A 22364-nucleotide genomic window follows, 5' to 3' on the forward strand; every position below is an offset into this window, starting at 1 on the left:
GGGCGCCGCCACAATCAGGCCCACGCGCGTGCGAGGCGCCGCGCGAGGGCGCCGATGGCGCGCCAGGTGAAGGCAAGAGCGATCGTCGTGGTGGACAGCGCCATCGCGCGTGCCGGGGCGTCAGTGGAAAGCCCTTGCATGAAGCCCTTGTGGAAGCCGACGGCCTCGGACAAGGTCTCCTTAAGGCCCACCCGCCGCGTTGCGATGTGGTAGTGGTTGCAGATGAGCTCGTTCGCGAGCAGCCGGCGGTATCCGAGGGTTGAGGTGATCAGGCCCTGCAGGTAGCGGTCGGTGATGAGGGCCCGCTTCTGTCCGCCGTCGATCGGGAGCCGCGCGATGTGGCGCGAGAAGTTCGTCGCCATCTTCAGGCGGCCCTTCGGGGAGAAGAAGGCGTCTTCCTTGCCGGCGTGGGTGCCGAAGGACTTCTTGGCGGTGGCCGTGAGCTGCTCGGGCGAGAACAGGTCGCAGTGGTACACCGCGGCGCGCCCCTGCAGCGAAAGCTCCGCCTGCATGAAGTCGAGCGGGAAGTGCCCGACGTAGTCGAAGTCGGAGAAGCGGGTCGCGATGTCCAAGCCACGAAGGCGCTTTGCCTCAAAGAAGTAGCCGCTGGGGTGATGGCAGGCGTATCCCACCTTACGCAGCGCCGGCAGGCCGGCCTCGAACAGGTCGGCGACATGGCCGGTCGCGGGGCCGTACTCACAGAAGCCGGTCGCCGGGCGCTCCTTCTGGAGGAAGGACTTGAAGGCGGTGATCCCGGCCGGGTCGACGCTGTCCTTGTCGAGCAGCAGGCAGCAGTAGTCGCCGCGAGCCTTCAGCAGCACGTGCAGGATGTTGAAGATGACGCCGCGGTTGCTGCCGTTCGTGTGTACGCTGAGCCGCGGGTCGTCGATCGACGCGAGGCGGCTGAGCGTGTCGTCAGTGGACCCGTTGTCCAGTACCACCACCTCGATGTCCGGGTCGTCGCACTGCAGCACCCGGCGCACCAGCGCCTGCACGGTCGACGACCGGTTGAAGGTGGGGATGCAGAAGCTCAGGGCCGTCGCGGGTGCACGGTCAGTGGCGGTCATGGGGATGCGGAAGGGCGGGCGGGTGGAGAAAGCGACACGTCATCGCCGGTAGGTGTCGAGGATGCGCCGCAGCCCGTCGGCGAGCGGGACGGATGGCTTCCATCCCAGGCGCTCGAGTCGCGTGATGTCGGCCGTCGAGCACATGATCTCGTCGGGGCGGTAGGCCACGTCGCCGAATCCGAGCGTGGTCGGGCTGTGCGAGAGATCCTTCACCAGGGTCACGAAGTCGCGCACCTGGGTGGCCTGTCCGGTGCCGAGCTCGAAGGTCTCCAGCCGGAACTCCTGGGTACGGCCGTAGTCGACAAGCTTCAGGTAGGCCTGCACGACGTCGTCGAGGTACACGAAGTCGCGGCGCTGGTGTCCGTGCGTGAGGGCGATGTTCGGCACCTGCTCGATGCCGACCTTGCGGACCACATGCTCCACGAACTTGGACTCGCTGTCATCGGTGCCGTAGATGTGCTCCAGCACCACATTGATGATCTTCAGGTCGCCGGCGAGCTTGTCGAGCCAGGCCAGCAGGCTCTTCTTCGACAGAGAGTAGTTGAGCAGGTTCGAATAGGAGTTGCCGCCCTTGTTGAAGAAGGAGTCGGTGTTGATGAAGCACTTGACGCCGCCCTGGATGCCGAGCTCCGCCAGGCGTAGCGGCAGCAGCAGGTTCGCGTTGAGGATGCTGTAGAGCGGCGCCGCCCCGCGTCCATACTCGGTCGCCGTGTGGATGATGGTGTCGATGCAGTGGCGCTCGAAGAGCACGCGCGGGTCCTCGGCATCGACGTTGAATAGCTCGAGCGACGGGTGGTCGATGCAGTGCTGGATCCGGTTTAGCCCGGAGGTGCTGCGCTTGGCCGCGACGACGCGGTCGCCGCGCTGAAGCAACTGTTCGAGCAGTCGGCTGCCGAGGAAGCCGGTGGCGCCGGTCAGGAGAATCATGGGACGATGCCTTGTGACGGGGGGGGGCGCTGGTGCCAGCGCGCGGTGCGCAGGATGGCGTCCTTGAGGCCGAGGGGGGCGGGCAGGTCCAGCCGGGCGCGGGCCAAGCGGGTGTCGGGGACGTAGCGCTCCGGTTCACGGCCGGCGGTCGCAGGGGTCAGGACGCGGATGCGGCTGTCGGTGTCCAGCATGTCGAACACCGTCGTGGCGAGGTCGCGGATGGAGATGCTCTCTTGGGCACCAACGTTGTAGGCGCGGCCGCTATCGCCGCGCAGCAGGATGGCCCAGAGCCACGCCGCCATGTCCGCCGCATACAGATAGCTGCGGTGGGGCGTGCCGTCACCCTGGATGACGATGTCGGTCTTGTCGAGCGCGGAGCGCAGGAAGTTGCCGATGGCGAAGTGCTTGTCCAGCGGCAGGTGCGGGCCGACGACGGCGAAGAGTCGCGCGACGCCGACCGCCAGACCGTCGATGCCCGCATGCACGGCCAGCCACTCTGACGCACGCTTGCCTTCGCCGTAGGCGGAGGCGGCCAGCAGGGGGTCGGGCCCGCCCAGGTAGGTCTCCGGCACATGCGTCATGCCGGCGGGCATACGGCCATACACGGCGCCAGAACTCAACAGCAGCAGGCGCGTGGCGCCACAGGCGCGCGCCAGTCCCATCACCCGGCGGGTGCCGTCGACACAGGTCGTGAAGACGTCGTGCGGCGTGGCTTGTGCGACCACGTCTGTGGCCGCGTGCACGATCACGTCGTAGCGGGTGCTGCCGATCGGGAAGTCGCGGACGTCGCCAGCGACCCATTCGACACGCTCGGCCATGGCCGGCCATTGATGCTGAAAGTTGGTAGGGTCCCGGCTCAGCACTGTGATGCGGCAATCCAGGCCGAACACCTCGTCGGCATCTATCAGTGTGCCCAGCAGCCACTTGCCGACGAAGCCGGTGCCGCCCGTTACGAAGACGCGGCGCCCGGCCAGGGCCTGCCATGCCGATGGGCCAAGCAGGTCGTGGCAGCGCTGCAGGTCCTCTGCGGGAAGGTCCAGCGGCGACAAGCGCGCGGGCCGCATCATGCCGACGCGGCGACCCCGGCGCCCGGTGCGATGGCCGTGCAGAACGCCGAGATCCGCGGTCTAACGCTGTCGGTGTCCAGGCCGTGCTCGCGAAGCAGGTATGCATGCGTGCCGCAGTGCGCCGAGAACCGGTCCGGAACGCCGATGCGCAGCACGCGCACGGGGTGGTGCTCGCTCGTGATCTCGCTCACCGCGGCGCCCAGGCCGCCCAGCACTGAGTGCTCCTCCAATGTCACCAGTCCCGTGGTCGCGCGGGCGGCGGCGCAGACATCGTCGGCCGACAACGGCTTGAGCACCGGTGCGCTCCAGACGGCGAGGTCCAGCGGCTGGGCGACGTCAAGGGCCGCACGGACCATCGAACCGGTGGCGATCAGGCCCGGGCGGTCGCCGCGGCCGCCGCGCACCTGGATCAGCTTGCCGGACTGCAGTGCCCCCACTGGCCCGGCGTGCACATCACCGCGGTCTGACTTGCCCATGCGCAGGTACACCGGGCCGTTGGCCGCATAGGCGCGGTCCATGCTCGCGGTCATCTCGAAACGGTCTGCTGGAGACAGTATCTCCAGACCGGGTATAGCACGGGTGCAGGCGATATCCTCAGTCGACTGATGGCTTGTGCCAAGATGGCTGTAGACGAAGCCCGCACCGTCGCCCAGCAACACGACAGGCAGGTCGTCATGCGCGATGTCGAGTTTGATCTGCTCGATGGTTCGGATCGGAACGAATGCTGCCAGGCCGTAGACAAACGGACGGAAACCGACACGCGCCAGCCCGGCGGCCATGCCCACCATGTTCTGCTCGGCGATGCCGGCGTTGATGTACTGGTCCGGGCAGCGCTTGCGGAACTCGTCGAACAGCGCATAGCCATGATCGCCCGTTAGCAGCAGAACCTTTGGGTCCGCCAGCGCCAGCCGCACCAGTGCATTGGAAAAGGCCTCTCTCACTTCGATGCTCCGGCAAGGCCTAGCGAATCGATGGCTTCGGCGAAGGTCTGCGGGTTCAGGCGCGTGTAGTGCCAGCGGTTGTCTGACTCCATGAAGGGCACGCCCTTGCCCTTTACCGTGCGCGCGATCAGGGCCTTCGGCTTGCCCATGCCGGTCGTCCACAGCTGACGGATGGCGGAGTCCACCGCCGCCTCGTTATGGCCGTCGACCTCCAACGTCTCAAAGCCGAAGCTTGCGAATTTCGCCGAAAGGTCGCCCAGCGCCAGTACGTCGTCTGTCGTGCCCATGGCCTGGAAGCCGTTTTTGTCGACGATCAGCATCAGGTTGTCCATCTTGTGGTGAGCCGCCACGAGGGCGCCTTCCCAGATCGGACCCTCGTTGAGCTCGCCATCGCCCACGATGGCGTAGACCTTCTGGTCAGTGCCCTTGCGCTGGAGGCCCATGGCGATGCCGACGCCCACGGAGAAGCCGTGACCCAGCGAGCCGGAGGTCACCTCTAGTCCCGGCACACGGGAGTCCGACAAGCCCTTGAGCGCGCTGCCGTCCTTGAAGTAGCCCAGGACATGTGAGTCGTCCAGCCAGCCCAGTTCGCGCATGCACGCGTACTGCGCCATCACGCCGTGGCCCTTGCTCAGAACCAGGAAGTCGCGACCCTCGGCGCGCGGATCGTTGCCCGGATACCGGAGATGATCGCGATACAGCACCGTCACCAGCTCGATGATCGAGAACGCGCAGCCGATGTGGACCGTCGAGCCGGCGTATGCCATCTCAAGCACGGTGCGGCGCATGCGGGCCGGCTCGAACCGGCGGTCCGCGTTAGGCGCCGTGCGAGCGGTCGCGAGGGGGAGCATCAGAAATTGACTCCGAAGAACTCTTCCAGCTTGCCTGCGATGTAGTCCAACTGCTCTTGGCCCAGCGCCGGGAAGGTGCCCAGCCAGAAGGTCTGGTTCATCACGACGTCCGTGTTGGTCAGCTCGCCACTGATGCGGTAGTTGCGACCAACCATATAGGGCTGCTTGGTCAGGTTGCCAGCGAACAGCAGGCGTGTGCCGATCTTGTTTTCTTCCAGGAAGTTGATCAGATCCGCGCGCTTGACGCCGGCTGTCTCTCGCAGGATCAGCGGGAAGCCGAACCATGACGGTTCGGAGTTCGGTGTCGCTTCCGGTAGGTGCAGGAACTCGGCGACGTTGGCGAGCTTGGCTTTCAGGTAGGCGAAGTTGGCGCGGCGCTTGGCGATGAACTCCTCGACACGGTCCATCTGCGCCAGCGCGCAGGCGGCCTGCATGTCCGAGATCTTCAGGTTGTAGCCCAGGTGGCTGTACGTGTACTTGTGGTCGTAGCCGTCTGGCAGGTCACCGCCCAGTTGTTCCTTGGTCCAGCAGAATCGTTTGTCGCAGGTGTTGTCCTTGCCGGGCGGGCAGTAGCAGTCACGGCCCCAGTCACGGAAAGATTCGGCGATCAGCTTCAGTTCAGCGTTGTTGGTGAACACCGCCCCGCCTTCGCCCATCGTGATGTGGTGCGCCGGGTAGAAGCTCAGCGTGCCGATGTCGCCGAAGGTGCCGACCAACTGGCCGTTGTACGTCGCGCCTAGCGCGTCGCAGCAGTCCTCGACCAGCCACAGGTTGTACTTCTTGCACAGCGCCGTGACCACGTCCAGGTTGAACGGGTTGCCCAGGCTATGGGCCAGCATGATGGCCTTTGTCTTGGGTGTGATGGCCGCTTCGATCTTGCTGGCGTCGATGTTGTGCGTGGCCAGGTCGACGTCGACGAACACCGGCACTGCGCCGAACTGCACGATCGGGTTGACCGTGGTCGGGAAGCCTGCGGCCACGCCGATGACTTCATCGCCCTGCACGATCGCGCGGTCACCCAGCTTCGGGCTGGTCAGCGCCGAGAACGCCACCAGATTGGCCGACGAGCCAGAGTTCACCGTGATCAGGTACTTCACGCCAAGGAAATGCGCCAGGCGCTGCTCGAACATCGCGTTGAAGCGGCCGGTGGTGAGCCAGCCGTCCAAAGATGCGTCGACCATCATCTTCAGCTCGCCAGCGCCGATGACCTTGCCGGACACGGGCACGGCGGTCTGACCGGGCACGAAGGGCCTGGGGGCGTAGGCGATGTCGGCGTATTGCTGGACCAGCTCGCTGATCTGGCTGCGCAGCTTGTCGAGCTGCGGCTGGAAATTGATGGTGGTTGTGCTCATACGTCGGCTCGGTATTGGGAGATTTGATTCAGGCAGAGGGCGCGCATGTCCTGGCCGGCGAGCCAGGCTTGGTGCCATTCGGTGATGCGGGTCAGCGCGGTCTCGAGAGACCAGCGCGGGGCCCATTGCAGGCGCTGGCGCGCCTTCGAGATGTCCAGCTTCAGGAAGCTGGCTTCATGGGGATGGTTGCCTGGTTGCAAGGTCCAGGACGCGCTATCGCCCCATGACTCGCACAGGTGCTCGACGATCCACTGCACGGGGCGGGCGTCTTCGTCGCGCGGGCCGAAGTTCCAGCCCTCGGCGTCGCCCTGGCCTTGCGTGTACAGGCGCTCGGCCAGCAGCAGATAGCCCGATAGCGGCTCCAGTACATGCTGCCAGGGGCGGATCGCGTGTGGGTTGCGGATCAGCACGGGCTGCTTGTCCTGCAGCGCACGCAGGATGTCAGGCAGCAGCCGGTCCAGCGCCCAATCGCCGCCGCCAATGACATTGCCCGCGCGGGCTGTGGCCATCGCGATGCCGGCGTCCTTCAGGAAGGACTTGCGGTAGGCCGAACTGACCAGTTCAGCGCAACCCTTGCTGTTGGAGTAAGGGTCGTGGCCCCCCATGGGCTCGTCTTCACGGTAGCCCCAGGCCCACTCGCGGTTGTCGTAGCACTTGTCGGTGGTGATGTTGACGATCGCCTTGACCGAGCCGGCGTGGCGAGCGGCCTCGAGCACGTGCACGGTGCCCATCACGTTGGTCGCGTAGGTCTCGACGGGCTGGTGGTAGGACAGCCGCACCAGTGGCTGGGCCGCCATGTGGATGACGATCTCGGGCTTGAAGTCGTCGAACTCCGCCTTCACAGCGGCGAAGTCGCGGATGTCGGCGACGCGGTGCTCCATGCCGTCCGCGACTCGGGCGACGTCGAACAGCGCCGGCTCCGTCGGCGGCGGCAGCGCCACGCCGCGCAGGCTGGCACCCATCGACTGCAGCCATAGGCTCAGCCAGCTACCCTTGAAGCCGCTGTGGCCGGTTAGCAGGACGCGTTTGCCTTGCCAGAATGCGGGATTGGTTTGCTGCATGGCTGTGTCAGTCCCACTTCTTCCAGGGCGCCTTGCCGGAGGCCCACAGCTCTTCCAGCAAGTGCTTGTCGCGCAGCGTGTCCATCGGCTGCCAGAAGCCGTGATGCTCGTAGGCCATCAACTGATCGTCGGTGGCTAGGCGCTGCAGGGGTTCCTGCTCCCAGATGTCGGCATCGCTGGAGAGGTAGTCCAGCACGCGCGGCGTCAGCACAAAGAAGCCGCCGTTGATCATGGCGCCGTCACCCTTGGGCTTCTCCTTGAAGCTGCGAACTTGGCCTCCCTGGATGTCCAGCGCGCCGAAGCGTCCCGGCGGATAGGTTGCGGTCAGCGTTGCTGCCTTGCCGTGCTGCTTGTGGAAATCGATCGTGGCGCCGATGTCCACGTCACCGACGCCATCGCCATAAGTGAAGCAGAAGGCTTCCTCGTTGCGCACATAGTCCGCCACGCGGCGCAGCCGCCCGCCGGTCATCGAGTCGTCGCCTGTGTCCACTAGCGTGACGTTCCAGGGCTCTGCGCGCTTGTGATGCACTTCCATTCGGTTTTGGCGCATGTCGAAGGTGACATCGGACATGTGCAAGAAGTAGTTGGCGAAGTACTCCTTGATGACATAGCCCTTGTAGCCGCAGCAGATCACGAAGTCGTTCACGCCGTGGTGCGAGTACATCTTCAGGATGTGCCACAGGATGGGCTTGCCTCCGATCTCGACCATCGGCTTGGGCCGCGTGGAGGTCTCTTCGCTTAGCCGGGTGCCAAGGCCGCCGGCCAGAATCACTGCTTTCATGGGAAAGGTCCTATGTGTGATCGCTTGATCGAAAGGTGGGGCTATCAGGTCGCTGCCGAGCACACGAAGGCGTCGGAATGGAATTGCCTGGCCGGGAGTCCGGCAGCATGCAGTTGCGCCTGCGCGCCGTGGATCATGGCGTCGGAGCCACAGGCATACACCAGCGTGTCGGCCAAGTAGGCGTGCTCACGCAGCATCACCTCTTGCACATGGCCGCGCGCACCGGTCCAGCTGTCGTCTGGGCGGGACAGCACGGGTACGAAACGCATCAACTGCAGGCTGGGAAGGTCGGGCGGCTGCCAGTAGAGATCCGCGCGATGCCGGCCGCCCCAGTAGACAGTGACGCTGCGCGGCTGCTCGTCGGCGGGCTGCGCCGACAGCCCCTCAAGGATAGCCTTCACGGGCGCAATGCCGGTGCCGGTAGCCAGCAGCACGAGATCCTTGCCGGCGTGCTCGCGCAGGAAGAAAGTGCCCAGCGGACCGCGAAGGCGTAGCAGGTCGTTGACTTTTGCTTGCTGGAACCAGTACTGGCTCATCGCGCCGCCCGGCACCTCGCGGACATGCAGTTCGATCTGCTTGTCCATACGCGGCGCGTTGGCGATCGAGTAGCTGCGGCGTAGGCCGTCTGCGCCGATGACGTCCACGTACTGCCCCGGCAGGAACTCGAGCGCGGTCGTCGGCGGCAGCCGCAGCATTACGCGGACCACGTCTGCCGACGGGCGGTCAATCGACTGGATGCGGCAGGGCAGCGTCTTAGCCGCCGGCAGCACGATGTCGCCGAGATCCTCGATCTCCAATTCCACCGGGCCGCAGGCCTGGCGGACGCAGGTCAGGATGAAGCCCTGCGTCTTCTCCTCCGCACTCAAGCCCAACTCGTCATGCGCGGCGACTGTCTCGCCCGAACGCACACGACCCTTGCACGAACTGCAGCGGCCGGTGCGGCAGCTGTAGCCCAGCACGACGCCCTGGCGCAGCGCAGCGTCCAGGAGCGACTCGTCCGGCTTGGCGTCGTACCGCCGCCCGCTTGACGTGGTGATAGCGTGCATGGGTGAATCAGGTGTCCGCTTGGTGCGCACCACGGATCAGGCTGGCCTCGATCATGAGGTTCTGATACAGGAAATCCGCACGGTAGACGTTATGGGCCTGGATGCCGCCGAGCTTGGCTGCGGCGATGAAGATGTAGTCGGGCCGTTCGGCTGCAAGGAGGCGGGTGACGTCCCGCTGGTTCAGTAGGTCCAGTTCGTTTCGGCCGTGGGTCAGGACGTTGTCGAACCCGGCCGCCTTGAGTCGACGCATCAAGGCGCTGCCCACCATGCCGCGATGGCCGGTCACAAAGATCTTGGCGGTTTTGTTCATTGCTCCCTACCATCGCCCGAGGCGACCTCATTGCGCAGCATCTGTATTTCGCGCTGCAGTTGCTCAAACTCCTGTTCCTTCCGTTCCAGGAACATCCGGGCGAGCTGCAACTTGGCATTCACGCCGCTGGGGGTCAGCAGATAGGCATACGCCAACTTGTTGTCGGCCCTGCGGAAGTTGTTGACCTTGACCCAGCCGCGATTAACGACTGCGCGCATGCAGTAGTTGACCTTGCCGACGCTGATCCCCAGACGCTTCGCCAACTCGCGCTGATTCGCGTCAGTGGCGGCTTCGAGGTGGCGCAGCAGGACGTAGTCGGTTTCGTTTTCTGGTGGCGGGCTGCTGGTCAAGCGAGTTCGTTCATTGATTGAACGGACTTGACTTTAGCATGACTGCTAATGGTCTCAGCTTGCCCGGATACGGCGCACACCACGGAATGCAAAGAAGGCGGACAGAGCAAGGCCAGCGCCCACAGCCGCGCCCAGGGCGATCATGGAGCGCTTGGGTTTGCTGCGGCGCTCGGGAGGTGTCGCCGGATCCAGCACCTGGATCAACGTGCCTTCGCGTGCTTCGTCGAGCTTGGCTAGCTCGAACTGCTTCGCAAACACTTCAAAGAGCGCTTCTTGATACTTGAACTCGCGATAAGCGGAAACGTAATCCTGGCTGCCTGCTGATTCGGCTGGGCGCTCCAGTTGCGCGAGTTGTCCCCGCAGTCCACTCAGCGCCGAGGTTTGCTGTTGAACTTCCGGCGCGTTCTCAGTTAGCGTCTTTCGCAAGATGCTCAAGCGTACTTCGACCGCTGCAATCTCAGCCTTCGTGCGTGCGTAGGCTTCAGCGGCCGCCTTAGGTTCACTCTTCAGCGCACCGGCTGTGAAGCCGGTCTTCTGGACCTGGGATTGCGCAGTCTGAAGTGACTGCTTGGTTTGGCGAAGCTGCTGCTCAAAAAAGGCGCGGCGCTGCTGCGCCTCGGTTAGTGCTAGGTTATTGGTAACCCAGCGCAGCTCCTCAACATAGGCATTGGCCATCTGCGAGGCGCGGGCCGGGTCCGTGTCGTCGACCTCCAGGGAAATGAGGCCGTCCTTCTTGCCCGCAGCGATCCGGGTATTGCCACCAAGGATTTTCAGCGCATCCGCGCGGAACTTGGCCTCATAGACTTCGATTAGCTTGAATCGATCGATCACGCGATTGCCCACTGTGGCGCTCTGCATGATGGAGACGTACTGGTCTGCCGGGCTCTTTATGCCACCGCCTCCCAAGCCAGTCAGTGCACCAAGTGAGGCAAGTGTTGCAGTAGCCGAATTCTGTTGTTGCTGCGGGCTGACAATTACGGCGCGAGCTGTGAACGTGGGCGGGAGTAACAGCGCGATTCCATAGCCGAGCATCCCGGAAAGCGCCGATGCTCCGATGATTCTGAGCGCATGAGGACGAATGGCGTTGTAGATGTCGGTCAGGCGGATGTCGTCCCAATCATCGACTACTGCGGGCGCTCCCATTGCGGAACTGATATCTGAGTGAGCGGGCATGGTCATGCTGTCAGTTCTTGATCGTCTTCAATGCGGCAGCACCCAGACCAAATTGATACAAGATCTGTGTCCAATCCTTCGCCTCCTGCATGAACGTTGTCTTGTTCATCTCTTCTGGCACGAAGACCGTATCGCCGGGCAACGCCTGCAGCGTAGCCAAGCGCGACCCGAAATTGATCCAGCCGCTCCCCGTGCTGCGTGAGCTCACAACGGAGCCGTTGGCGCGAATCACGAAGATGCTGCCAGTGTCAGCGCCCCGGGTCGGGCCGCCGGCCAGTTGCAGCATGTCGTCTACTGAACTGCCATCGCGCAGCAGGTAGCTGCCGCCGTTGAAGACGCTGCCGAACACGCCCACAGTTTTGGGGCGAGGCGGAATATAGAGGCGGTCGCCGTCCTCGACAGGCAGCGAAGGCAGTTGTGCGGATTCAGCCTTCAGATCCAGCACGATGCGGCCCGTTGGGCGGATCGCACGCAGGCGCTCAATGAGGCGGCTGGTGCTGGCTTGATTTTGGGTCACGGCCTGAGCATCGTCCGAGTTGGAGACTTTTTTCGTAGCGTTGTTACGGGTGAAGTCCGTCTCCAGGTCCCGTAGTGCGCGGTCGTACTGAACCTCCTGGACTTTGCGGACGCTTTCTCGGGAGAATTCGGTGCCAAACACGTATGCCTGCGTCGTGAAGCCTCCCGCAGCTTGCACTGCTTCCATCAACGTGCTCGTCGGCGGCAGCACATAGTCGCCCGGGCGGGCCACCTCGCCTTCGATGCGAACATTCTTGTACTGCTTGGCCTGCGGCAGCGCCGCCGTCACGCTGTTGAAGGCGCGCAGCACGTCGCCGTTGGCAACTTTCTGGGCCCCCTCGCGAGGCAGGTCAAGAACCACCACGCGGCGGTCGTTGCGCTCGCTGAGGCGCTCAACGGCCAACCGGCTCAGGTCGGCAACGGCGGAGAGTCCGCCGACATAGGCGAGTGCGTCGTTCACCGTGTCGCCCGGCTTGAGCTCCACGACAGCCGGCTTGTTGACGCTGCCAATTAGGGCGATTTGCGGTCCGACGGGGCCGATGTGAAGGACGTCATCTGCCTGCAGAGGCACGTCGCCCTTCTTGTCGCCGCTCACCAGCAGGTCGTAGAGGTCGAAGCGGGTCACGATCTGGCCGTTGCGCCGCAGCTCGATGTTGCGGAGGCTGCCCGCAGCGGAGGGGCCGCCAGCCTGCACGAGTCCAGTCATGACCGTTGCCAAGCTACTGACGTTGTAGGCTCCGGGACGCGTTACGAAGCCAGTCACGTAGTAGCGGATGCTCCGGAGGCGACCGAGCGTGGCACTGAGCTGGAAGTTTTTGAACACCTGGCCGACGCGTCGCGTCAGCAACTCGTTCAGATCCGCATGGCGGACGCCAGCAACCAGTACCGGCCCCACGCGCGGGATCACAATGCGGCCTGCACGATCGACGGTCAGGCGCAGGTCGGCCTCAACGGAGCCCCAGAGAGTGAGCTGAACCTCGTCGCCGTACCCGATCAGATAGTCCAAAGGCACCTGCCTGTTTGCTTCGGAGGCGAGTACGCCCCGGGCGGGAAGCATCAGGTCGGCCCCTAGCCGGCGTACTTCAGTGCCAGCAAGACTGCTGGCGTAAGCCTCGAACTCGCTGAGCGCTGCCTTGGTCGCGGCATCGATCCCTGTTGCCGGCACGTCATCAGTCGGGCGCGAGCCATTTCCGGAGACAGTGGTGCGCGTGTCAGTCGAGTTCAGTCGAATCGGGCCGCCTGACGGCGCCATTGCGCTGTCATCGGTAGGCCCCGCTGCCTTGCCGGTTGCCAAGAACATCGCGGCAAGGAGGCCGACGCAAGTTGAACGGAGCAAAGTCATTGGCTGTCAGGTGATAGGTAACTGCGCTGGAACCGACGGTGCGCCAGTGTCGCGGGAGACGGATTCTATGGGGCGATGAACACGCGTCTGCGCAACCCGTGGCGGCGCTCGGTCTCCTCGCCGAATGCGTTCATGCTGCTGCCATATGGGTTCTTTACGTCGTCGCGACGCTTCAGCAGTTTGCGAGCGCAGTGTTAGCACAAACTCGGCACCAAAGCCATCGCATCGAAGCGCGCGGTGCCAACCCCAGCGCAACCTGGCAGGGCGCGTTCAAAGGCGTGCGGTCAGCCTCACTACACTGCCGGGATGTTTTTGTTGATCGCCACGTTTTTTGTCGCTGCCTTGACGACCTTGTTCGTCATCCATTCGTCCCGCTCGCACGCGCACATCTCGGCGGACCATGATCTGTCAGGGCCTCAGAAGTTTCACGCGGTGCCTGTGCCACGTATCGGCGGCGTAGGCATGTTTTTCGGGCTGCTGGCCTGCGTTGTGGGTTCGTGGGCTGCGGGCAGTCGGGCGTGGCAGTTGGGAGCGCTTCTGGTTCTGGCTGGCCTGCCGGCCTTTGGCGCTGGCTTGATCGAAGATCTGACCAAGCGTGTGTCGCCGGCCAAGAGGCTGCTTGCAACGGGGGTCTCAGCTGCGCTCGGAATCTGGTTGCTGGACGCCAGCATCACGCGTACTGGCATTCCGGGGCTCGACTGGTTGTTTTCCTTTTCGGTGGTGGCCTGGTGCATCACCGTACTTACGGTGTCGGGCGTCGCCAATGCGGTGAACATCATTGACGGGTTCAACGGCCTCTCGTCGATGTGCGTCTGCCTGATGCTGTTGGCGTGCGCCTATGTGGCTTTTTCCGTGGGTGATATTCCCCTAACTTTCTGGGCCTTGGCAGGGGTTGCCGCAGCGCTGGGATTCTTTGTTTGGAATTTCCCGGCGGGCCTGATCTTCCTTGGCGACGGCGGAGCCTATTTTTTGGGGTTTTACCTCGCGGAAATCGGGATTCTTCTTGTGGCTAGGAACAGCGAGGTTTCGCCGCTGTTTCCGCTGATGGTCTGCATTTATCCGGTGTTCGAGACCCTGTTCTCGATGTACCGCCGCAAGATCGTGCGGGACGTGCCGCCAGGTCTGCCGGATGGCATTCACCTGCACTCGCTCATCTACCGGCGCCTTCTGCGTTGGGCCATCGGCAGCCGTGACGCCAGAGCGCTGACGCGACGCAACTCGATGACCGCGCCCTATCTTTGGATGCTCTGCTTGTCTTCGCTCGTGCCAGCGCTGCTGTTCTGGGACTCGACGCCCGTGATCGGGGCTTGCATGGTTGTGTTCGGCCTCAGCTACGTTGCCCTGTACCGACGCATCGTGCGTTTCAAGACGCCAAAGTGGCTCGTGCCCAACCGTTGAAGGCTTGAAAGTGCGGGGCAGCGATAATGCGGGGATGAGCGAAAACGCCCCCCTGCCCGAGCCGCAGGCTTCTCCGGACATCGAAACCGCCCCCCCAGCCCGTTTCGACACTCTCCCCCTCGACCCCAAGCTCCTCCGCGCGGTGGCCGATTCCGGCTACCTGACGATGACGCCTATCCAGGCCAAGGCGATCCCGATCGTGCTGGAAGGCAAGGATGTCATGGGCGCCGCGCAGACCGGCACCGGCAAGACGGCAGCGTTCTCCATCCCGCTGCTGCAGCGCATGCTCAAGCATGAGAACCCGAGCGTGTCGCCGGCTCGCCATCCGGTGCGTGCCCTGGTGCTGGCGCCGACGCGGGAACTGGCCGACCAAGTCGCCGAGAACGTCAAGAAGTACGCCAAGCACACGAACCTGCGTTCGGTGGTCGTCTTCGGCGGCATCGACATGAAGCCGCAGACGGCTGCGCTCAAGGCCGGCGTCGAGGTGCTGATCGCCACGCCCGGCCGCCTGCTCGATCACATCGAGGCGAAGAACTGCGTGCTGAACCAGGTCGAGTACGTCGTGCTCGATGAGGCTGACCGCATGCTGGACATCGGCTTCCTGCCGGACCTGCAGCGCATCCTCAGCTACCTGCCCAAGGCGCGCCAGACGCTGCTGTTCTCGGCGACCTTCTCGCCCGAGATCAAGCGGCTCGCGCAGAGCTATCTGCAGGATCCCATCCTGGTCGAGACGGCCCGCCCCAACCAGACGGCGTCGACCGTCGAGCAGCGTTTCATTAGCGTCACGGACGACGACAAGCGCGCGGTCGTGAAGCACCTGATCAAGGAGCGTTCGCTGGCCCAGGCCATCGTTTTCGTGAACTCCAAGCTCGGCGCCGCTCGTCTGGCCCGCACCTTCGAGCGCGACGGCCTGCGCACCGCAGCTCTGCATGGCGACAAGTCCCAGGATGAGCGCCTGAAGTCTCTCGACGCGTTCAAGCGTGGCGAGGTGGACCTGCTGGTCGCGACCGACGTGGCCGCTCGCGGCCTTGACATCGCGGACCTGCCGGCCGTCTTCAACTTCGACGTGCCCTTCAATGCCGAAGACTATGTGCACCGCATCGGCCGTACGGGCCGCGCCGGAGCGTCGGGCCTGGCGGTCACGCTGGTGACGAAGTCGGACGCGCGTCTGATGGCGGACATCGAGAAGCTGATCAAGCGCAAGATCGATCTCGAGGCGATGGAGATCGAGAGCGACCGGCCGCGATTTGAGCGCCGCCCGCGCGATGAGTCGGCCGAGTCCATCGAGCGACCTGAGCGTTTCGAGCGTCCGGAGCGCTCCGAGCGCCCGGTCCGGGCCAGCGGCCCGACCGTGCGCGCCCCGGCGCCGTCCGCCGACCCGTTCTTCAACAAGCCCTACGAATCAAGCGCGCGCGACGAGCCGCCGGCCTGGGAGAAGGCCAAGGCCGCCTCGCCGGTCAAGGGCCTGTCCAGCTACATCAAGCCCAAGAAGCAGGTCGCGGCACTGTTCGGTGTCAAGAAGCCGACGGCGCCGGCCGAAGGCTAGGCCAGCAGCGAGAAGACCGCAGGGATGCGGTCGGACAGCTTCGTGCGATTGAGGCGCCAGTCGGCCACTGTCGCGGTCTGCGTCCAGCCGCCGGGTAGTGTCAGGCCGACACTGATCGACAACCGTGTGGCGGGTTTCAGCGTCGTCAGCAGCGCCTGGTTCAGTGTCTCGTTGCGATAAGGCGTTTCGATCAGCAACTGGGTCTGCTGAGCCTTGGCGGACAGCGCCTCCAGCTCGCGAATGCGCGCCGTGCGCGCGTTGGCGTCAACGGGCAGATAGCCAACGAAGGCGAAGCTCTGGCCGTTCAGGCCGCTCGCGGCCAGCGCCAGCAGCAAGGAGCTCGGCCCGGCCAGCGGCACCACCTCGATACCCGCCTCGTGGGCCAGCCCCACCAGCCGCGCGCCGGGGTCGGCCACGGCGGGCAGGCCGGCTTCCGAGATCAGGCCGACATCGTGCCCGGCACGCGCCGGTTCCAGGAGCGCCAGCCATGCCGTGGCATCGTCGCCCCCGCCTCGGCCGCCTTTGCCACCTTTTTGCGGACGCGGCAGCTCGGTGATCTGCATCGCCTGCAGCGGCTGCGCCAGCGGCGCGACCGCGTCAATGCGCTTGAGCAGCGAGCGTGTCGTCTTCGCGTTCTCGGCCGCCCAGTGCGTCAGCCGCGCCGCCGTCTCGATGACGCGCTGGGGCAGCACCTCGCGGAGGTCGAGGGAATCGTCCACGCCGAAGTCCAGCGTGTTGGGCATCAGGATCAGTTTTCCGGGTTTCATGCGAGGGGCTCCAGGCCGGCGCGGCGCAGCAGGGCGCAGGTGCGGATCAAGGGCAGGCCGATCAGTGCGGTCGGGTCGTCGGATTCGACCGCGTCCAGCAGCGCGATCCCCAGGCTCTCGACCTTGGCGCTGCCGGCGCAGTCATAGGGTTGGTCGGCCCGCAGATAGGCCTCGATCGCCGCATCGCTCAAGTCGCGGACGCGCACCCTGACCTCGGCCCGCTCGATGGCGGCCAGGCCCGGCGCAACGATGGCCACCGCCGTTTGGAAAACGACCTCGCGGCCGCTCATGCGGCGCAGTTGGGCAGCTGCGGCCTCATGTGTGCCGGGCTTGCCGATGGCCTCACCGGCCAGGTCGGCGACCTGGTCCGAGCCTATGACGACGGCGCCGGGGAAGCGCGCGGCCACGGCCCGCGCCTTGGCCAGCGCCAGCCGCTCGGCCAGGGCGGCCGGCGCTTCGCCGGGCAGGGCGGTTTCGTCGACGTCGGGCGCCACGGCCTCGAAGGGCAGGCGCAGCCGGGCGAGCAACTCCTGTCGGTAGCGGGATGTCGAGGCGAGGATCAACTGAGGCATCAGGCATTCTCGCCGGCCTAAACTTAGGGGTATGAAACCGCGCGCCTTTGTTCCCGAGAAGCTCGACCTCGCCGCCTTCATCCACGACGGCGCCAGCCTGGCGGGCGAATGGCCGGCCGCGTCGCTAGAGCGCCTGGCCGAGTCCGCCGCGCCGGATGCGCCCGCGCAGGGCTGGCCGGCGCTGCACTGGCGGCTGCAGGGCGAGACCCGTCCGGTCAAAGGCGGCAAGGCCCAGGCCTGGCTGCAGGTGACGGCGCAGGTTGAGGTCGCCTTGACCTGCCAGCGCTGCCTGAAGCCCGTCCATGAACATGTCGACATCGGTCGCTGGATCCGTTTCGTCGACACCGAGGCGGAAGCCGCAGCGCTGGACGCCGACAGCGACGACGATGTGCTCGCTATGCCGCGCCACCTGGACGCCCGCGAGCTGATCGAGGACGAGGTGCTGCTGGCCTTGCCGCTGGTGCCGCGGCACGAGGTCTGCCCCGAGCCGCTGATCCACGTGGACGATGCCGACGAGCCCGCCGGCGAGGAAGGCGAGGGCGAGCGCCCCAACCCCTTCGCGGCACTCGCGGCGCTCAAGCGCGGCGGCAGCGCCTGAGGACATGAGCCGGCGAGCCCTGCCGGATGCGTTGGCGGGCCTGGCTTGGCGATCGGTGCATTCGCTGCTACACTCGTGGGCTTTTCTGCGGCCTGGGGCTCGAGCTGTGTTCGCGCTTGAGACATTTCCGGGGGTCGCACACCCAAACCCCGCAGATTTCGGAGAATTTCATGGCTGTTCAGCAAAACAAGAAGTCGCCTTCCAAGCGCGGCATGCACCGTTCGCACAATGCCCTGGTCACTCCGGGCATGGCCATCGAGCCCACGACGGGCGAAGTGCACCTGCGTCACCACATCAGCCCGACCGGGTTCTACCGTGGTCGCAAGGTGCTGAAGAGCAAGGCCGACGCGGCCTGAGCTTGAGCAGGCCTTTGAGAGGCCTGAGGTCCCGCGCCGCCCCCGCTGCGGTGCACACCAAAGAATCTGCCGACCCGGCCTGCGCCACGCGCAGTGCCGGGTTTGGTCTTTTCTGATCATCTTCTGTCTCGATGACCCACGCGACACTGCCCGATCCCGTCCGCCTCGCCGTCGACTGCATGGGCGGCGACCATGGGCCGTCGGTCACGCTGCCGGCCTGTCGTGCATTCCTCGACAAGCACCCCGGCGCCGAGCTCATCCTCGTCGGCAAGCCCGAGGCCCTGACCGCTGCCGCCGCCTGGCCGCGTTGCCGCGTCGTCGCGGCCAGCGAGGTGGTGTCGATGGAGGATTCCGTCGAGGTGGCGCTGCGGCGCAAGCGCGACTCGTCCATGCGCGTCGCCATCCAGCAGCTCAAGGCCGACCGTGACGGCAGCCCCGCGCTGGCCCATGCCTGCGTCTCCGCCGGCAACACCGGCGCGCTGATGGCCGTGGCCCGCTATCTGCTGAAGACGCTGGACGGCATCGACCGCCCCGCCATCGCCACCGTCATGCCCAACCAGCTCGGCCGCTTCACGACCGTGCTGGACCTGGGCGCCAATGTCGACTGCACGGCCGAGCACCTGCTGCAGTTCGCCGTCATGGGCAGTGCGCTGGTGTCCGCCGTCGAAGGCATCGAGGAGCCCAGCGTCGGCCTGCTCAACATCGGCGAAGAGGCCATCAAAGGCAGCGAGACCATCAAGCAGGCCGGTGAGTTGCTGCGCGCCGCGGGCGCGGCCGGCCAGCTGAACTTCTTCGGCAACGTCGAGGGCAACGACATCTTCAAGGGCACGACGGACCTGGTCGTCTGCGACGGCTTCGTCGGCAACGTCATGCTGAAGACCTCCGAGGGGCTGGCAACCATGATTGGCGCCTTCATCAAGGAAGAGTTCAGCCGCAACTTGCTGACCAAGGCTGCTGCCGTGCTGGCCTTGCCGGTGTTGAAGGCCTTCAAGCACCGCGTCGACCACCGCCGCTTCAATGGGGCTGCACTGCTGGGCCTGCGCGGCCTCGTCTTCAAGAGCCACGGCTCGGCCGACGCCTTCGCCTTCGAGCAGGCGCTGGCCCGCGCTTATGATGCTGCCCGCAACCGGCTGCTTGACCGGGTCCACGACCGCATCGTCGCCACGCTGCAAGCCAGAGCGACCGATGCCGGAGACAACGCGGCGAACTCCGTCGCGCAGGCTGCATGAGCCCTTCAGCAAATACCTCTCCCCGTTTTTCCCGCATCCTCGGCACCGGCAGCTACCTGCCCGCCCAGCGGCTGACCAACCAGGATCTCGCGGCCCGCCTCGCGGCCGACGGCATCGAGACCTCGGACGACTGGATCGTCGAGCGCACCGGCATCCGCGCGCGCCACTTCGCGGCGGCCGACCAGGGCGCCAGCGACCTGGCGTTCCCGGCCGCGCAGGCAGCGCTTGAAGCCGCCGGCATCACCGCCGACGAGATCGATCTCATCATCGTCGCGACGTCCACGCCGGACATGGTCTTCCCGTCCACCGCTTGCCTGCTGCAGAAGAAGCTTGGCGTGTACGGCTGCGCAGCGTTTGATGTGCAGGCGGTCTGCTCGGGCTTCATCTACGCGCTCAGCGTGGCGGACTCGATGATCAAGACTGGCGCGGCCAGCAAGGCGCTGGTCGTCGGTGCCGAGGTGTTCTCGCGCATCCTCGACTTCAAGGACCGCACCACATGCGTGCTGTTCGGCGACGGTGCCGGTGCTGTCGTGCTGGGCGCCAGTGACGAGCCGGGCCTTCTGGCCACCGAGCTGCATGCCGATGCTCGCCATTCCGACATCCTCTGCACACCCGGCACGGTGTCCGGCGGTCAGGTGCTGGGCTCGCCCTTGCTGAGGATGGATGGCCAGGCCGTGTTCAAGCTCGCCGTCGGCGTGCTGGAGAAGGTGGCCCGCTCGGTGCTGGACAAGGCCGGCATGTCCGATGCCGACATCGACTGGCTCATTCCCCACCAGGCCAACATCCGCATCATGCAGGGCACGGCCAAGAAGCTGCGCATGCCGCTGGACAAGCTCATCGTCACGGTCGACGAGCATGGCAACACCTCGGCCGCCTCGGTGCCGCTGGCGCTGGACGTGGCGGTGCGCAGCGGCCGTATCCAACGTGGCGACACCGTGATGCTGGAAGGCGTCGGCGGCGGCTTCACCTGGGGCGCCGCCCTCCTCAAATACTGACAAGCATGACTGTTCCTTTTGCTGTAGTTTTCCCTGGCCAGGGTTCGCAGGCCGTCGGCATGCTCGACGCCTGGGGTGACCATCCTGAAGTCCGCCTGACGCTCGAAGAAGCTTCCACCGCGCTCGGCGAGGACGTGGCCGCGCTGATCCACGCCGGCCCCAAGGACCAGCTGGACCTGACCACCAACACCCAGCCTGTCATGCTGACGGCCGGCATCGCCTGCTGGCGCGCCTTCGTCGCCGAGACGGGTACCGTGCCTGTCGCCGCCGCAGGCCACTCGCTCGGCGAATACACGGCGTTGGTTGCCGCCGGCGCGCTGAGCCTGGCCGATGCGCTGCCGCTGGTGCGTTTCCGCGCCCAGGCCATGCAGGAAGCCGTGCCCGTGGGCGTCGGCGCGATGTACGCCATCCTGGGCCTGGACGGTGAGGCCGTGCGCGCCGGTTGCGCGCAGGCCGCTGCCGAGACGGGCGAGGCCATCGAGGCCGTCAACTTCAATGACCCCAAGCAGACGGTCATTGCCGGCAGCAAGGCCGGTGCCGAGAAGGCTGCCGAGATCCTGAAGGCCGCAGGCGCCAAGCGCGCGCTGCCGCTGCCGGTGTCGGCGCCTTTCCACTCCAGCCTGATGAAGCCGGCCGCCGAGCGGCTCAAGGAAAAGCTCGCAACGGTGCAATTCCTGCCTGCGGCCTTCCCGGTCATCAACAACATCGACGTGGCCGTCACCGACAACGTCGAGGCGCTGCGCGACGCGCTGTACCGCCAGGCTTTCGGCCCGGTGCGCTGGGTCGAGGTCGTGCAGGCGCTGAAGGCCCGTGGCGTGAACCACCTCATCGAAGCTGGCCCCGGCAAGGTGCTGAGCGGCATGGCCAAGCGCATCGACGCCGAGCTGCAGGCTGCCTGCGTCTACGACCCCGCCTCGCTGGCCGAGGCCCGCCATCTGCTGGGAGGCGGCTGATGACTGAATCTGCAAGCAAGGGCGTCGCCCTCGTCACTGGCGCCAGCCGCGGCATCGGCCGCGCCATCGCGCTGGCCCTCGCCCATGAAGGCTGGCGCGTCATCGGTACCGCGACGACCGAGTCCGGTGCCGCCGGCATCACCGAGGCGCTCGCCGCCCATGGTGGCCGCGGCATCGCGCTGAACGTGACCGACGCCGCCGCCAGCCAGGCGGCCGTCGACGACATCGTCGCCAAGGAAGGCGGCCTGCACGTCCTCGTCAACAACGCCGGCATCACGCGTGACACGCTGTCCATGCGCATGAAGGATGACGACTGGGACGCGGTGCTGGACACCAACCTCAAGGCGGTCTTCCGCCTGGCGCGCGCCGCGACCAAGCCGATGATGAAGCAGCGCTCTGGCCGCATCATCAACATCACGTCCGTCGTCGGCGCCTCCGGCAATGCCGGCCAGGCCAACTACGCCGCCGCCAAGGCTGGCGTGGCGGGCCTGACGCGCGCGCTGGCCCGCGAACTGGGCAGCCGCGGCATCACGGTCAACTGCGTCGCGCCGGGCTTCATTGCCACCGACATGACCGAGGTGCTGCCTGAGGCCCAGAAGGCCGCGCTGCTGTCGCAGATCCCGCTGGGCCGCCTCGGTGCGCCCGAGGAAATCGCTGCGGCGGTCGTCTTCCTGGCGTCACCCGGCGGTGCTTACATCACCGGGTCCGAGCTGCACGTCAACGGCGGCATGTACATGGCCTGAGCCCGCCGGGCTGCCCCAAAGGCGAAACCGGAGTGCAAAGCACGAAGGTCATCCGAAAGTTTGGCCCGGGCGCCCTGATTTAGGGGTGCCCATCTAGAGCCCTTAGAATGCTGGGCTGTTTTCTGCAAACCCCTCCTGGAGGAGTGTCATGAGCGATATCGAAGCACGAGTCAAGAAAATCATCGCCGAGCAACTCGGCGTGGCGGAAGCCGACGTCACCAACGAGAAGGCTTTCGTCGCCGACCTGGGCGCCGATTCTCTGGACACCGTGGAACTGGTGATGGCCCTCGAAGACGAGTTCGGCATCGAGATCCCCGACGAAGAGGCCGAGAAGATCACCACCGTGCAGTTGGCGATCGACTACGCCGTCAAGCACCAGAAGGCTTAATCAGCCTGCCTCTCTCGCAACTCTGATCCGCACCG

Annotated in this window: 24 protein-coding genes; 9 read left to right on the forward strand and 15 right to left on the reverse strand. The window is 65.6% G+C overall.

Annotation, left to right across the window (positions count from 1 at the left end; genetic code table 11):
* Window positions 1–14 precede the first annotated feature (14 nt).
* The 13 genes from ACG00Y_RS18610 to ACG00Y_RS18670 form a co-directional block, all read right to left on the reverse strand.
* On the reverse strand, window positions 15–1067 hold the full coding sequence (locus tag ACG00Y_RS18610) for a glycosyltransferase family 2 protein (RefSeq protein ID WP_394481411.1): 1053 nt from the start codon (window positions 1065–1067) through the stop codon (window positions 15–17).
* Between the two features lie 39 nt (window positions 1068–1106).
* Complete coding sequence (locus ACG00Y_RS18615; RefSeq protein ID WP_394481413.1) at window positions 1107–1994, reverse strand: NAD-dependent epimerase/dehydratase family protein; 888 nt, start codon at window positions 1992–1994, stop codon at window positions 1107–1109.
* The gene (locus tag ACG00Y_RS18620; RefSeq protein WP_394481415.1) at window positions 1991–3061 is read right to left on the reverse strand and encodes an NAD-dependent epimerase/dehydratase family protein; all 1071 of its coding nucleotides are present in this window, start codon (window positions 3059–3061) and stop codon (window positions 1991–1993) included. Before ACG00Y_RS18620 ends, ACG00Y_RS18615 begins: the two co-directional genes overlap by 4 nt.
* Window positions 3058–4002, reverse strand: a complete 945-nt coding sequence (locus ACG00Y_RS18625) for a transketolase family protein (RefSeq protein WP_394481417.1) — start codon at window positions 4000–4002, stop codon at window positions 3058–3060. Before ACG00Y_RS18625 ends, ACG00Y_RS18620 begins: the two co-directional genes overlap by 4 nt.
* Complete coding sequence (locus ACG00Y_RS18630) at window positions 3999–4790, reverse strand: transketolase (protein WP_394481419.1); 792 nt, start codon at window positions 4788–4790, stop codon at window positions 3999–4001. Before ACG00Y_RS18630 ends, ACG00Y_RS18625 begins: the two co-directional genes overlap by 4 nt.
* A gap of 62 nt (window positions 4791–4852) precedes the next feature.
* Window positions 4853–6205, reverse strand: coding sequence for a lipopolysaccharide biosynthesis protein RfbH (rfbH, locus tag ACG00Y_RS18635; RefSeq protein ID WP_394481421.1), 1353 nt, complete (start codon window positions 6203–6205; stop codon window positions 4853–4855).
* Window positions 6202–7266, reverse strand: a complete 1065-nt coding sequence (rfbG, locus tag ACG00Y_RS18640; protein ID WP_394481423.1) for a CDP-glucose 4,6-dehydratase — start codon at window positions 7264–7266, stop codon at window positions 6202–6204. The genes rfbH and rfbG overlap by 4 nt, the downstream gene beginning before the upstream one ends.
* A 7-nt stretch (window positions 7267–7273) precedes the next feature.
* Window positions 7274–8047 (reverse strand): glucose-1-phosphate cytidylyltransferase, encoded by a 774-nt coding sequence (gene rfbF, locus ACG00Y_RS18645; protein WP_394481425.1) that lies wholly within the window; start codon window positions 8045–8047, stop codon window positions 7274–7276.
* Window positions 8048–8091: 44 nt separating this feature from the next.
* The gene (locus ACG00Y_RS18650) at window positions 8092–9093 is read right to left on the reverse strand and encodes an FAD-binding oxidoreductase (protein ID WP_394481427.1); all 1002 of its coding nucleotides are present in this window, start codon (window positions 9091–9093) and stop codon (window positions 8092–8094) included.
* Window positions 9094–9100: 7 nt separating this feature from the next.
* The gene (locus ACG00Y_RS18655) at window positions 9101–9403 is read right to left on the reverse strand and encodes an NAD-dependent epimerase/dehydratase family protein (protein ID WP_394481429.1); all 303 of its coding nucleotides are present in this window, start codon (window positions 9401–9403) and stop codon (window positions 9101–9103) included.
* A complete protein-coding gene (locus ACG00Y_RS18660; RefSeq protein WP_394481431.1) occupies window positions 9400–9753 on the reverse strand; it encodes a MarR family EPS-associated transcriptional regulator in 354 nt (117 codons plus the stop codon). Before ACG00Y_RS18660 ends, ACG00Y_RS18655 begins: the two co-directional genes overlap by 4 nt.
* A gap of 54 nt (window positions 9754–9807) precedes the next feature.
* Window positions 9808–10932, reverse strand: coding sequence for a GumC family protein (locus tag ACG00Y_RS18665; RefSeq protein ID WP_394481432.1), 1125 nt, complete (start codon window positions 10930–10932; stop codon window positions 9808–9810).
* 4 nt (window positions 10933–10936) lie between these two features.
* On the reverse strand, window positions 10937–12742 hold the full coding sequence (locus tag ACG00Y_RS18670; RefSeq protein ID WP_394481434.1) for an SLBB domain-containing protein: 1806 nt from the start codon (window positions 12740–12742) through the stop codon (window positions 10937–10939).
* A gap of 348 nt (window positions 12743–13090) precedes the next feature.
* On the opposite strand from ACG00Y_RS18670, the gene ACG00Y_RS18675 reads away from it, so the two are divergent.
* Window positions 13091–14182, forward strand: a complete 1092-nt coding sequence (locus ACG00Y_RS18675) for an MraY family glycosyltransferase (RefSeq protein ID WP_394481436.1) — start codon at window positions 13091–13093, stop codon at window positions 14180–14182.
* 34 nt (window positions 14183–14216) lie between these two features.
* On the forward strand, window positions 14217–15728 hold the full coding sequence (locus ACG00Y_RS18680) for a DEAD/DEAH box helicase (RefSeq protein WP_394481437.1): 1512 nt from the start codon (window positions 14217–14219) through the stop codon (window positions 15726–15728).
* Here the strand turns inward: ACG00Y_RS18680 and ACG00Y_RS18685 are convergent.
* Window positions 15725–16495 carry an SAM-dependent methyltransferase gene (locus ACG00Y_RS18685; protein WP_394481439.1) on the reverse strand — a complete coding sequence of 257 codons (771 nt, stop codon included), beginning with the start codon at window positions 16493–16495 and terminating at the stop codon, window positions 15725–15727. The genes ACG00Y_RS18680 and ACG00Y_RS18685 overlap by 4 nt on opposite strands.
* Window positions 16492–17067: a Maf family nucleotide pyrophosphatase gene (locus tag ACG00Y_RS18690; protein ID WP_394481441.1), complete on the reverse strand. Its 576-nt coding sequence runs from the start codon at window positions 17065–17067 to the stop codon at window positions 16492–16494. Before ACG00Y_RS18690 ends, ACG00Y_RS18685 begins: the two co-directional genes overlap by 4 nt.
* A gap of 31 nt (window positions 17068–17098) precedes the next feature.
* On the opposite strand from ACG00Y_RS18690, the gene ACG00Y_RS18695 reads away from it, so the two are divergent.
* The 7 genes from ACG00Y_RS18695 to acpP all read left to right on the forward strand — a co-directional run bounded on the left by ACG00Y_RS18695 (window position 17099) and on the right by acpP (window position 22329).
* The gene (locus tag ACG00Y_RS18695) at window positions 17099–17665 is read left to right on the forward strand and encodes a YceD family protein (protein WP_394481443.1); all 567 of its coding nucleotides are present in this window, start codon (window positions 17099–17101) and stop codon (window positions 17663–17665) included.
* Between the two features lie 170 nt (window positions 17666–17835).
* On the forward strand, window positions 17836–18021 hold the full coding sequence (gene rpmF / locus ACG00Y_RS18700; RefSeq protein WP_394481445.1) for a 50S ribosomal protein L32: 186 nt from the start codon (window positions 17836–17838) through the stop codon (window positions 18019–18021).
* Window positions 18022–18152: 131 nt separating this feature from the next.
* Entirely contained in the window at window positions 18153–19250 is a 1098-nt protein-coding gene (gene plsX, locus ACG00Y_RS18705; RefSeq protein WP_394481447.1) for a phosphate acyltransferase PlsX, read from the forward strand.
* On the forward strand, window positions 19247–20245 hold the full coding sequence (locus ACG00Y_RS18710; protein WP_394481449.1) for a beta-ketoacyl-ACP synthase III: 999 nt from the start codon (window positions 19247–19249) through the stop codon (window positions 20243–20245). The genes plsX and ACG00Y_RS18710 overlap by 4 nt, the downstream gene beginning before the upstream one ends.
* Window positions 20246–20250: 5 nt before the next feature.
* Complete coding sequence (gene fabD, locus ACG00Y_RS18715; protein ID WP_394481451.1) at window positions 20251–21198, forward strand: ACP S-malonyltransferase; 948 nt, start codon at window positions 20251–20253, stop codon at window positions 21196–21198.
* Window positions 21198–21941, forward strand: a complete 744-nt coding sequence (gene fabG / locus ACG00Y_RS18720) for a 3-oxoacyl-ACP reductase FabG (RefSeq protein WP_394481453.1) — start codon at window positions 21198–21200, stop codon at window positions 21939–21941. Before fabD ends, fabG begins: the two co-directional genes overlap by 1 nt.
* Window positions 21942–22089: 148 nt before the next feature.
* On the forward strand, window positions 22090–22329 hold the full coding sequence (gene acpP / locus ACG00Y_RS18725) for an acyl carrier protein (RefSeq protein WP_056204266.1): 240 nt from the start codon (window positions 22090–22092) through the stop codon (window positions 22327–22329).
* Window positions 22330–22364 lie beyond the last annotated feature (35 nt).

It is taken from the genome of Pelomonas parva (genome assembly GCF_043555835.1).
Taxonomy (GTDB): domain Bacteria; phylum Pseudomonadota; class Gammaproteobacteria; order Burkholderiales; family Burkholderiaceae_C; genus Pelomonas; species Pelomonas parva.